The organism is Streptomyces sp. NPDC059695 (assembly GCF_042733785.1).
Taxonomy (GTDB): domain Bacteria; phylum Actinomycetota; class Actinomycetes; order Streptomycetales; family Streptomycetaceae; genus Streptomyces.
Genome location: NZ_JBHWFF010000003.1, coordinates 1 through 11,169 on the forward strand (window position 1 = coordinate 1; position 11,169 = coordinate 11,169).

The window sequence follows — 11,169 nt, forward strand, 5'->3', positions numbered from 1 at the left end:
CCTCCGGGACGCCCCGGGACCGCCGCGTCCCGGAGGACCGGACGGATCGCCGTGCTCCTGCTCCTGCTGGTGAGCCTCGTCGGAATCCCGGCCGCGGCCGGAGCCGCGCCGCCGGACGCCCCCGCCCTCTCGGCGACGTCGGACGCGAACAGTGCCGCCGCGGCCCAGGCCCGGGCGCGCTGGGGCGACCGGCGGCTCGACGAGGTGTCCTTCCTCGGCACCCACAATGCCTTCACCAACTACGAGGACTCCCGCTGGAGTTCGGTGTCGCAGTCCGAGTCCCTGCGCCATCAGCTCGACAACGGGGTACGGGGCCTCAGCCTGGACACCCACTGGTACGAGCGGAGCACCTGGCTCTGCGTCATCAGCTTCGGCAGCGACTGCTACCCGAGCGACGTCTACCTCTGCCACGGCGACTGCAAGACCTTTGCCGGGGCCACGTACGCGCTGCCCCGGCAGTCCTTCCGGAGCGGCATGCAGACCGTGGTGGACTTCCTCGAGGCGAACCCCCAGGAGTTCGTGACCGTCTTCCTGGAGGACTACGTCACCGCCCGGCAGCTGGGAGACTCGCTCGGCCGGGTACGCGGCCTGGACCAGCTGCTCTTCCGGCCCGACGCGTGGAACGTGCGCGAGCGGGGGTGGCCGAGGATGACCGAACTCGTCGGCGCGGGGAAGCGCCTGCTGATCTTCAGCGACGCGCCCGACCGTGAGCACCTCGGCGTCATGTACGACAGGGCCTGGACCGTCAGCAACTTCTGGAGCCTCGGTGACCTCGGCAACGACCTGTCCTGCGTCAGCCGGTGGTCCGACGTGCCGCTGGACCGTCAGGAGCCCGGCTTCCGGAGGCTCTTCACCATGAGCCACCACCGGAACGTGCCCACGGTCATCAACGCCGCCCTCGACAACGGGACCAAGCTGCGGGACCGCGTCAACCAGCAGTGCCGCACGGCGGCCGGCGGCCGCGACCCGAACTTCGTCTCGGTCGACTTCCACCGGGTGTCCGACGGCAGCGGCCACACACCGGCCTCGATCGTCGCGGAACTGAACGCCCGGAACTGAGGGCCTGCCACCCGCTGCGGGAGCACTCCGGGCGTGGTCCGGCGGCGGAGGATCCCCACGAGGACGATGCGGCAAGAGGCTGAGCGGGCATCCGCATCCCTGCGGATGCCCGCGGCGCGCGATGCGGATAGTGTCGATGGGCGCGCCGCGACCGAGGAGGTGCTCCGTGCGCGCCGCGGCGACTGCGGTACTGCTCCGCCGTGACGCGGCCCCCAGGCCACGACTGCCGTGCTTCCGCATCCTCACCTGGTCAAGGAGCGTGGTCGATGTGGCCCGCAACCGCCGTCTGATCCTCAGCTCGCCGTCCGAGGTCTGGGACCTGCTGTCCGACGGCCATCGCTACGGGGAATGGGTGACGGGCACCCAGCAGGTCCTCGCGGCGGACACGCACTGGCCCCAGGTCGGCGCACGCCTGCGCGTCCGGGTCGGCGTGGGCCCCCTCACCCTCGACGACACGTGCGTCGTCCGCATCTGCGATCCGGGACAGCGGCTGGAGCTGGAGGCCAAGGCCCATCCGTTCGGCGCGGCACGCATCGCCATGAACCTGATCCCCTGGGGCGACAACACCCTGTTCGTCCTGGACTGGCATCCGCTGCGCGGTCCGGGAACCCGGATGCACGGACTGCCCGTGGACTACGTCGTCGCGGTCCGCAACGGCATGATGCTCACCAAACTGTCCCGCATCGCGGTGCGCGAGCACGCCGAAGCCGCCGGCCGCGCCCCGCAGGAGGCACGCGGCTGAGGGACGGCAGGAGGGCGGCGCAGTGTGAGCCCGTCCCTTTGACATCATGGGGCCGTGCATCCCGAGACCCCTCCCCTTCGCCCGCTGCTGGTGGTCGACGGCGCCAACGTCGTCGGGTCGGTGCCCGACGGCTGGTGGCGCGACCGGCGCGGGGCCGCGGAGCGGCTGCGTGACAGGCTCGCCGCGCACGGCGGACCGGACGACGGCCCGTTCGCGGGCCCGTACGAGATCGTCCTGGTCGTCGAGGGCGGCGCCCGGGGCGTGGCGTCGCTTCCCGACGTGCGCGTCGAGGAGGCGCACGGCAGCGGCGACGACCTGATCGCCGAGCTGGCCCGCCACGCGAAGGACCGGCCGTGCCTGGTGGTCACCGCCGACCGCGAGCTGCGCCGGCGCGTGGAAGCGGAAGGCGCCCGCTGCGCGGGCCCCCGCAGCGTGCTCCGACCGCCCCCGTAGGCATCCGGAACTCCGGCCCGCCGTACCGCCGTCTCGCGGACGACCCGGGCGGCGACTCCCTCTCGCGGCGGTCGGGCGGTTCGTGAGCGCGGGAGAGGCCGTTCCGTGGTCTCATGCAGGCAGTCCGTGTCCGGTCGGATCCTCACCCGGATGGCCCGATGAGCACTCCGTTCCCCGCAGTTCCGTCGCCGCCGCCTCCCCCCTCGGGAGCGTCGGAATCCGAGGCCGAGCCCCGGCACGCCGGATGGCTGGAGCTCTTCTTCGACCTGGTCTTCGTCGCGTTCGTCGCCCAGCTCTCGCAAGGCCTGCACGGCGATCCCGGCTGGCGTGAGTTCGCCGTCTTCCTGGGGCTCTACTTCCCGCCGTGGTGGATGTGGGCCAACCTCACCGTCTCCGCCAACCTCTTCCAGGACGACAGCGCCCGGCGCCGCCTCGCCATGCTGGCCGCCATGCTCTGCCTCGCCGTGATGGCCGCGGCGGTCCCGGAGGCCGACGGGGACCGGGGGCCCGCCTACGCGCTCGGATACGCGGGGACGCGTCTGGTCCTGCTGGCCCTGTGGTGGCCCGCCACGCGCTATCCCGCGCCCGGCAGGGTCCCGCGCTGGCGACCGCTCACCTACTGCCTGCTGTCCGGGCTGCTCTGGGCGGGGTCGGCGGCGGTTCCCGCGCCCTGGCGGTACGCGGTCTGGGCGGGGCTGCTCGTGGCGGAGATGGCCCTGCTGCTCACCGCGCGGGGGCGCGGCATCCCCCGACGGGTCCACACCGGGCACCTGGTCGAGCGGGTCGGTCTGTTCGTGATCATCGTGCTCGGCGAATCGGTGCTCGGCCTCATCACGTCCACCGACCACACCTGGACCGCCCGGGCCGGTCTCGTGGCGCTCCTCGGTTTCACCCTTCTGGCGGCGTTGTGGTGGTCGTACTTCGACTTCGCCTCGACCGCGGCGGAGCGGGTCATGGGGAGCGCGTCCGCACGCGAGGCGTACCTCCTCGCCCGGGACGTCGGCGGCTTCCTGCACTTCTTCGTCACCGCCGCGGTCATCTCCATGGCCGCGGGGCTGGCCACGGCCGTGGACGAGTCCGCCCACGACCACCTCGCCCCGGGCACGGTCTGGGCGCTCGCCGGCGGGCTCGCGGTCTACCACGCGGCGCACGCCCTGATCGGGCTGCGCTTCGGCCGGACCCGGCGCGAGGTGGCGACCTGGGCGGTGCCGGGGGTGGCGGTCCCCCTGCTGGTGGTCCTCGGCGCGAACGTACTGGCGCCGTGGCTGGTGGTCCTGATCCTGACGGCGGAGGCCATCGCCCACCTGCTGTACGCGAAGACCGCGGCGGCCCACCGCACGGGCGCCGCCGTCGGCTGAGGGCCTTCTCCGGCCGGGGAAGCCGTGCGGCCGACGGGGGCGTCCCGACAGCGCGTCAGGCGAGGACGTTGACCGCGCGGGCGACCACGAGCCCGAGAATGAGCAGGGAGACCAGGGACTGGACGCCCATGGTGATCTTGGCCCAGGGCGCCAGGGGCATGACGTCGGTGGGGCTGAAGGCGGTGGCGTTGGTGAGCGCGAGGTAGAGGTAGTCGATGTACTGCGGCCGCCAGGCGGCGCTGGTCAGCCGGGGATCGAGCTGTTGGGGGAAGGCGAGCGCGGGGGCGGAGGGCATGCGGTGGGCGCGGGAGGCGGGTCCCCCGCTGTCGAGTTCGAAGAACAGCAGGGAGAAGGCGAGGACGGTGCAGGTCCACACCGTGCCGCCGGTCTGCAGCAGGCTGGTGGCCGAGCTGGTCTCCTTCCCGGCGTGGAGGATGTCGTCGACCAGTTGCACGGTCGACCAGACGGCACTGAGGGCCAGCACCCCCACCAGGGCGATCGACAGGGTCCGCAGGGCGGCCGTGCGCCGGTCGATCCTGCCCGGGTCGCCGGCGATGAGCGCCAGCAGGAGCAGCCCCTCGACGGCGGGGAGAACCCAGCGAGGTGCCAGGCGGAGGTCGTCGGGGAGGAAGACGGTCAGCGCCATGGCGGCGACGACCGCCGCCGCCATCGGCCATCTCGGCTCGCCCAAGGACTCGTCCGCTCTCGGGCTCTCGGTCGTCTCTGGGGTGCGTCCGGTCACGGTGGCGGCCCTAACGGTCGAATGGGGAGTGATGGCGCTGTCCTGCCCTCGGAAGGTATAGCCGCCGGGCGGGCGGGCGTCGGATCCCACGCGTGGTGCGCGCAAGGACCGGACGCGACCGCGAGGACGACGGACCATCCGCACCCGTGCGGCCGTGAGGGCCCGCTGGGGCCGGACCGGTCGATAGGGTCGATCACGTTCATGCGATCACCGACGCCCCGGTTCGGGGTACCGAGGAGCCGTCGATGCGCCATCCGGACGCGTGCCGTGCCGCACGCCTCGCCACGTACGGCACCGTCGCCACACGCCTGTCCCTTCTGAGCGACCACCGGCTCGGCGAGGCCGTGGCCGCCGTCGCACCGCTCGGGACCGGCATCGGCGGCAGGTCGGGGGAGTGGGACATCGACGGGACGCGCGTCTTCGTCAAGCGGGTCCCTCTGACGGACATCGAGATGCGGCCGGAGAACGTGCGCTCGACGGCGAACCTCTTCGGACTGCCGATGTTCTACCAGTACGGACTGGGGTCGGCCGGGTTCGGAGCCTGGCGCGAGCTGGCCGTGCACACCATGACCACCCATTGGGTCCTCGGGAACGCGTACGACGGCTTTCCGCTGATGTACCACTGGCGGGTCCTGCCCGACTCTCCCCCCGAGGGGTTCGCCGACGAGTTCGGGGGCATCGACGGCGCGGTCGCGCACTGGGACGACTCACCGGCCGTGCGCGAGCGGCTGGAGGCCATCGGCCGGTCCTCCTCCAGTCTGGTTCTCTTCCTGGAGCACGTGCCGCGGACGCTCGCCACGTGGCTCGCCGACCAGCGGGAGTCCGGCCCGCGGACCGGGGACGGCTCGCCCTACCCAGGGGTGGAGGAAGCGCTCGCGCGCGGGACCGCCTTCATGCGCTCGCGCGGGCTCGTCCACTTCGACGCCCACTTCCGCAACATCCTGACCGACGGACGACTGCTCTACTTCGCGGACTTCGGACTCGCTCTGAGCTCCTGCTTCGAACTCGCCCCGGATGAGCGCGAGTTCCTCTCTCGGCACCTTGCCTACGACCGCTCCTACGTCCCGAGCCACCTGCTCCGCCACCACTTGCCGGACGGCGTACGCGCCGGCACGGACCACGAGGCGTTCCTCCGTGCGTGGATCGCGGGCCGGAAGCCCGAGGGCGTCGCGCCGGAGATCGCGGCGATCATCGAACGGCACGCTCGGACCGCCGTCGTCCTGGAGGCGTTTCACCGCAGCCTTCTCACGGAGAGCAAGCGGACGCCGTTCCCGGCCGTCGAGATCGAGCGGGCCCTGCGCACCGCGGATCCTGCGCCCGGCCGAGACGCCCCCTAGCGCCGCCCGTCCTCCGGGACGCCGGGGGCGTGCGGTGCCACCGGGTCCTGTCCGGCGAGGTGGGCGTCCATGGCGGTGTTCAGATCGGTCATGAACTGCTCGAACCGTTCCAGGAGCTGTGACGGGTAGGGGGACATCGCGGCGTCGAGGCGGCCGGCGAGCGGGCCGAAGAACTCGTCCGCCCTTTCCTGGATGTGCGGGCCGCCGCGCAGGGTGACGACGCGTCGGTCGGAGTGCTCGCGGGTGCGGGTGATGTGCCCGGCCGCCTCGAGCCGGTTCAGGAGCGCGGTGGTGGCGCCCGTGGACAGGGAGATGCGCTCGCTCAGCCGCGCCGGTGACAGCGGCATCCCGCGTTCTTCGGCGGCGGCGATCTCCAGCACGGCGGTCGCGTCCGTCGAGTGCAGGCCCAGCCAGGCGGCGAAGCGCCGGCCCAGCTCGGCGTAGTGGCCGCCGTAGACCCTCAGGGACTCCATCAGCCGCTCACGCTGCTCCGCGACGCCGTCGCGCACTGCTTCCTCCACGCCTCCGCCCCTCTCTCCTGTCACGCGGTCCGCGTGGTCACCCTGCTTTGACAACCTACCCTCATCATTTTACCTTCACCGTGGAATTACTTCACCATGGAGGTATCTGACGTGCGTGACCCGTCCCCCATTCCTGACGAGCCGACCGGGCCCTACCGGTGGCGGTGGCTGATCCTGACGGTGATGATCGTCGCGGAGATCATGGATCTCCTGGACGCCTCGATCGTCAACGTCGCCGGGCCGGACCTGGAGAAGTCCCTCGGCGCCGGCTCCGTCGGACTGCAGTGGGTGATCGGCGGCTACGCCCTCACCCTGGGCGCCGGCCTGGTGCTCGGCGGCCGACTAGGCGACCGCTACGGCCGGCGTCGGATGTTCCTGATCGGACTCGCGGCCTTCACCGTGACCTCGCTGCTGTGCGCGACGGCCCCCAACATCGAGTCGCTGATCACCTTCCGTCTGCTGCAGGGCACCGCCGGAGCGATGCTGCTGCCCCAGGGCCTGGGCCTGCTGCGGGAGAACTTCTCCGGCCCCGAGCTCACCAGGGTCTTCGCGATCTTCGGGCCCGTCCTCGGACTGGGCGGCATCGTCGGCCCGGTCCTGGGCGGCTTCCTCATCCAGGGCGACTTCTTCGGCCTGGGCTGGCGGTCGGTGTTCCTGGTCAACGTGCCCATCGGCATCGCGGCGCTGATCGTCGCCGCGAGGTTCGTGCCCAGGAAGGCGGGTGACCGCACTGTACGCGTCGACACGGCCGGCGCCGCCCTGATCGTGGCGTCCTGCGCCCTGCTGGTACTGCCGCTGAACCAGGGGCAGGAGAGCGGCTGGCCCCTGTGGACCTGGCTGTCCATGGCCGCCTCGGCGATCGGGTTCGCCCTCTTCGCCCTCCAGCAGCGTCGCACGGCCGCCGCGGGCCGTGAGCCGCTGGTGACCCCGGGCCTGCTGCGCAAGCCGGCCTTCACCGTCGGCCTCGGCGGCATCGCCCTGTTCTTCGGCGGGCTCATCGGCACCCAGCTCGTCCTGACCCTGTTCCTCCAGATCGGCCGGCACTTCACCGCCGGTGACGCCGGACTCGGCAACCTGCCCCTCGCGGTGGGAACCGCCATCGGCGGCGCCATCAGCGGCGCGTTCCTCGCCGACAGGATCGGCCGCAAGGTGCTCCAGATCGGGCCGCTCGTCCAGCTGGCGGGCGCGGCCGTGCTGTGGTTCGAGCTCGACGGCCTCGACGCCGCCTCGTTCTCGATCTGGGACATCGTTCCCGGCACGACGGTGGCGGGCGTCGGCGCCGGCATGGTGATCGCCGCCCTGTTCGGCTTCATCCTGGCCGCGGTCGACGACGACGAGATCGGATCCGCCTCCGGCGTCCTGTCGGCGGTCCAGGCGATCGGAGGCTCCCTCGGCGTCGCGACCTTCGGCTCGGTGTTCTTCGCCAAGGCCGGGACCGGTGACTTCACCGGTGGATTCCACCGCGCGCTGATCGTCCAGGGATGCCTGCTGGCGGCGTTCCTCGCCATCACCTTCCTGCTGCCCCGGAAGGGCCGCCCCGAAGAGGAACAGCACGGCATCGCCCCCGAGCCCGCCACCGGCTCCGACACGCATCAGCACCTCGCCGTGTGAACCGCAGCCGGGGAGCGCACCCACGGAAGCCGGTTCCCCGGCGCCCGGACTGCGGGCGCAGGTCACTCGTCGTCTTCAGCCGTCCTCGTCGTTCTCCTCGTCCTCGTCGTACCAGCCTTCGATCATGCCGACGAGCCCTTCGTCGACGGGGTTGTCGAACTCGTCCTCGGTGGTGAGGAGTCGGCGCAGGGTGTTCAGGGGGTACCAGTGGTCCCCGGGCCTGGCGTCGGGTGCGCCGACGCAGGGCGTGTCCAGGTACGCGGGGTCCGGGACCGCCGGATAGAACGCCGGGAGCAGGCCGAACGCGACGTCCGGTTCGAACGTCCACACCCAGCCCTCGCGCCGTCGGCGCAGAGCCTCGCCGATGTACCACACGGCGCCCTGGACGAAGGGGGAGCGGCGCTGTGCGGTGATCTCCTCCGGCTCGGCGAACGTCTCCTTGACCCGTTCCTCCAGGGCGTCGAGAGAGGCGTCGGAGAAGTCGAACCTGTCGACGCCGCCCGCCTCCCGAGCCCAGCTCTCGAAGGCGGCCCGGCGTTCGGAGAGCCAGACCAGGAGGTCGGGGTGGCGGGTGGAGTCGTAGTCGGAGTGGGGTGTGGTCATGGCCCCGAACCTACCGAAGCGTGCTGCGGCCCGCGCAGGATCTTCGCCGAGTCATCACACGACGCGTCAACAACCGCTTGTACGCGCGGTGTTGGCGCCCCCTAGTGTGGTGGGGCGGCAGGAGCGGGCACGATACGGGGGCCCCTTGTCCGGCCTGCCCTCGCAGTCTCGAGTCCCGTGGCCCCCACGACCAGGGACACTACGTGAGTACACCTATACGACAGCGTCTGAAGAGGCGCTTATCCGCCGCGTTGGCGGTCGTCTCCTCGGCGGCGGTGCTGCTGGTCGGCCTGCCGTCCGTGGCATCGGCCGCTCCCGGGGACTACGCGAAGATCACCGGCGGTAAGCGGTGCGATCAGATGCACCTGAAGCGGACAGTCCCGCGGACGCCGAACAACTCGGGTGCGCCGACGGGTCAGCAGTACTGGACGAAGTCCGGGCCGGACGAGGAGTACTACTACAACAACGCGTTCAAGGGTTTCGAGAACGTTCCCGCGCCCACCGCGGCCGAGCTGGGGCAGGTCACCGGCAGCCGCGCGGACATCGACAAGTGGGACCAGGCGTACGCGGCCTCCAAGGACCCGGAGGACATGCGCAAGGCGATCTACTCCCGCTACAAGCGGCATCGGAGCGAGTCGAACAACCCGAAGCCGTTCGGCAGTTGGAAGGTCAACCTGATCAGCGCGCAGGTCAGCAAGCAGAAGGGGGGCGTGTTCGAGGTCAAGGCCGTTCAGGACTTCAACATGGTCGGCCCCGACTGGCTGTGCGAGGTCACGATCGAGATCTTCGACAAGGACGGCAGGAAGATCGCCTCGCGGCGGTACGACTCCTACAACCAGCGCAGCGGTGAGTTCGGGGAGTTCAAGTCCGACGGGAAGCGCAAGCCGGCCCAGCTCCGGGCCGACAGGATCATCCTGCGGCACAAGGACGCGAAGTACGACTTCACCCGGCACCGCCTGACGATGTTCACGTCGGAGAAGCCGAACGGGGCCACCCTCCGCGACTACAAGGCCGAGAACGACAAGCTGCGGACGGAGCGGGGCACGGGGAACAACCCGATCCGGATCGCGGAGCGCCGGGCGACCGCGAAGGGCCAGTGGCCGCAGACGAAGTACACGAAGACGTACAACGTGTTCAACCCGCTGCCGAACCGCGGCACCCAGGGTCCGGGCGCATCGATCGCCTACGGGTCGGGACAGAACCCGGCCCAGGCCCGGCAGTTGCAGAACCAGTACGTGGCCGACAACGCGCGGTCCGCGCTCGGCCGGGGCCCGGGCGGGGTGGACTTCTCCACTCTGGAGCTCCAGTACGTCGGCAACCCGGTCAAGGGCAAGGCCCTGGACTACTCCATGAAGGCCGACCTCATGCCCGACGAGGACGACAACCCGGGCTGGGGCGGGCAGGCGAAGCTCGAACTCGCCTCCGACGCGCTGTTCACGTGGCTGGCGCTCACCCCGGACCGGCAGTGGGTGAACCTCAACCCCGACCAGCCCGAGACCATCATGGACAAGGCGTTCGGCGAGACCGACGCCGGACGTGTCCTCCTCGTGGCCGACATGGAGATGAAGCGGGACTTCTCCCGTGCCATGGACCCCAAGAAGTCCCCGGGCAAGGAGTTCATGGCCGCCGCCCCCAAGGTCGACGGGGTGCCGTGCTGGGGATCGGGACGCAACTGGATCGTTCCCGGCCGGGCGAAGGTCCGCGAGCAGGACGGCGGGATCTACATCCTCGACGCCCCGCTGAAGGTCAACCACGCGGCGATGGACTTCACCACGCCCGTACCGGGAGAGGACTGCTCGAAGAAGCTCAGCAAGGAGGAGAAGGAGCGCGGCCACCGGCTGATCACCCAGTATCTCGTCCCGCACGTCGAGAAGCAGATCAACACCGAACCCAAGTACGCCGACCTGCGCCGGGTCTACAAGTCCCGTGTCGCGGCCGAGTGGATCCGCCAGCAGGACGCGAAGAAGGCCACGGACTTCCGTCCCCTCATCAACAGCAACAACGTGAAGCGGTGGCCGCTGCGCGGTGAGAACGCCCACTGGGACAAGCGGACCGTGTGGCGGGAGATGGTGAAGTCCTTCACCGAGGGCGACTTCACCTACGAATGGCCCCTCGGCGACGGCCGGATCTACACGTTCTTCGTCGGCGGCATCGACTTCGCCAAGGTCCCCAAGCGGAACGTCACCGGCGTCGAGTTCACCGCCCAGCATCGTGAACTGCCGCGCACGACCAAGGACTCCGTGCGCACGGAGACCTCCGCCCGCGACAGCGACACCGCGTTCCTGGGCGGCGACGGCGCCGCCCTGACGGATGACGGGAAGCCCGACCCGACACCCACGCCGAAGCCGACGCCGAAGCCGACCCACCCGACCGATCCGCCCACGTCGCCGGGCCCGGTCCCGACCGGGCCGGGCCACGGTGACACCGGAGGCGGCGGGGCCACGACGCCTCCGGCCAACCGGCCGGACCCGGACGGCGGCCTCGCCGACACCGGATCGGACACCCCGATCGGCCTGATCTCCGGCATCGCCGCGGCGATCGCCGCCGCCGGCGCGGCCCTGGTGTGGTGGACGCGGCGTCGCCGCACCGTCCAGGAGTAGCCCGAACGGACAGCGTGAACAGGAAGGGGCCCCCCCCCCGGCGCCCCCGGGGGGGGGCCCCCCCCCCCCCCGCCCGGGGGGCCAGCGGCCCCCAAACGACCACAACCATGCCCAACCCGGGAGGAGCCGGGGTAGGCCCCCGA

Annotated in this window: 10 protein-coding genes; 7 read left to right on the forward strand and 3 right to left on the reverse strand. The window is 71.3% G+C overall.

From position 1 onward, the window contains the following. From ACFV2S_RS05200 to ACFV2S_RS05215, 4 genes are all read left to right on the forward strand, one after another. The coding region (locus ACFV2S_RS05200) for a PI-PLC domain-containing protein (RefSeq protein WP_385554397.1) at positions 1-1,059 on the forward strand (1,059 nt) is incomplete at its 5' end. A gap of 268 nt (positions 1,060-1,327) precedes the next feature. Continuing rightward, positions 1,328-1,801, forward strand: coding sequence for an SRPBCC family protein (locus tag ACFV2S_RS05205; RefSeq protein ID WP_383796565.1), 474 nt, complete (start codon positions 1,328-1,330; stop codon positions 1,799-1,801). A gap of 54 nt (positions 1,802-1,855) precedes the next feature. After that, positions 1,856-2,254 (forward strand): NTP pyrophosphohydrolase, encoded by a 399-nt coding sequence (locus ACFV2S_RS05210; protein ID WP_385554399.1) that lies wholly within the window; start codon positions 1,856-1,858, stop codon positions 2,252-2,254. Positions 2,255-2,412: 158 nt separating this feature from the next. Then, the gene (locus ACFV2S_RS05215) at positions 2,413-3,612 is read left to right on the forward strand and encodes a low temperature requirement protein A (protein WP_385554401.1); all 1,200 of its coding nucleotides are present in this window, start codon (positions 2,413-2,415) and stop codon (positions 3,610-3,612) included. Positions 3,613-3,667: 55 nt separating this feature from the next. Here ACFV2S_RS05215 and ACFV2S_RS05220 read toward each other — a convergent pair whose 3' ends face one another. Then, on the reverse strand, positions 3,668-4,303 hold the full coding sequence (locus tag ACFV2S_RS05220; RefSeq protein ID WP_385554403.1) for a hypothetical protein: 636 nt from the start codon (positions 4,301-4,303) through the stop codon (positions 3,668-3,670). 296 nt (positions 4,304-4,599) lie between these two features. On the opposite strand from ACFV2S_RS05220, the gene ACFV2S_RS05225 reads away from it, so the two are divergent. Beyond that, positions 4,600-5,691 (forward strand): protein kinase family protein, encoded by a 1,092-nt coding sequence (locus ACFV2S_RS05225; RefSeq protein ID WP_385554405.1) that lies wholly within the window; start codon positions 4,600-4,602, stop codon positions 5,689-5,691. Here the strand turns inward: ACFV2S_RS05225 and ACFV2S_RS05230 are convergent. Next, a complete protein-coding gene (locus ACFV2S_RS05230; RefSeq protein WP_385554851.1) occupies positions 5,688-6,164 on the reverse strand; it encodes a MarR family winged helix-turn-helix transcriptional regulator in 477 nt (158 codons plus the stop codon). The two genes, ACFV2S_RS05225 and ACFV2S_RS05230, sit on opposite strands and share 4 nt — an antisense overlap. 159 nt (positions 6,165-6,323) lie before the next feature. Here ACFV2S_RS05230 and ACFV2S_RS05235 point away from each other — a divergent pair, with 159 nt between their 5' ends. Further along, positions 6,324-7,823: an MFS transporter gene (locus tag ACFV2S_RS05235; protein WP_385554407.1), complete on the forward strand. Its 1,500-nt coding sequence runs from the start codon at positions 6,324-6,326 to the stop codon at positions 7,821-7,823. 75 nt (positions 7,824-7,898) lie between these two features. On the opposite strand, the gene ACFV2S_RS05240 is transcribed toward ACFV2S_RS05235, so the two are convergent. After that, positions 7,899-8,426 (reverse strand): hypothetical protein, encoded by a 528-nt coding sequence (locus tag ACFV2S_RS05240; RefSeq protein ID WP_385554409.1) that lies wholly within the window; start codon positions 8,424-8,426, stop codon positions 7,899-7,901. Positions 8,427-8,677: 251 nt separating this feature from the next. Between ACFV2S_RS05240 and ACFV2S_RS05245 the strand changes: the two genes are divergently transcribed. Then, the gene (locus ACFV2S_RS05245; RefSeq protein WP_385554411.1) at positions 8,678-11,026 is read left to right on the forward strand and encodes a hypothetical protein; all 2,349 of its coding nucleotides are present in this window, start codon (positions 8,678-8,680) and stop codon (positions 11,024-11,026) included. Positions 11,027-11,169 lie beyond the last annotated feature (143 nt).

Bases quoted from the DNA above. Each gene is read 5' to 3' on its own strand.
- ACFV2S_RS05215 (WP_385554401.1), top strand. From the start codon at position 2,413: ATGAGCACTCCGTTCCCCGCAGTTCCGTCGCCGCCGCCTCCCCCCTCG.
- ACFV2S_RS05240 (WP_385554409.1), bottom strand. From the start codon at position 8,426: ATGACCACACCCCACTCCGACTACGACTCCACCCGCCACCCCGACCTC.
- ACFV2S_RS05230 (WP_385554851.1), bottom strand. From the start codon at position 6,164: ATGGAGTCCCTGAGGGTCTACGGCGGCCACTACGCCGAGCTGGGCCGG.
- ACFV2S_RS05225 (WP_385554405.1), top strand. From the start codon at position 4,600: ATGCGCCATCCGGACGCGTGCCGTGCCGCACGCCTCGCCACGTACGGC.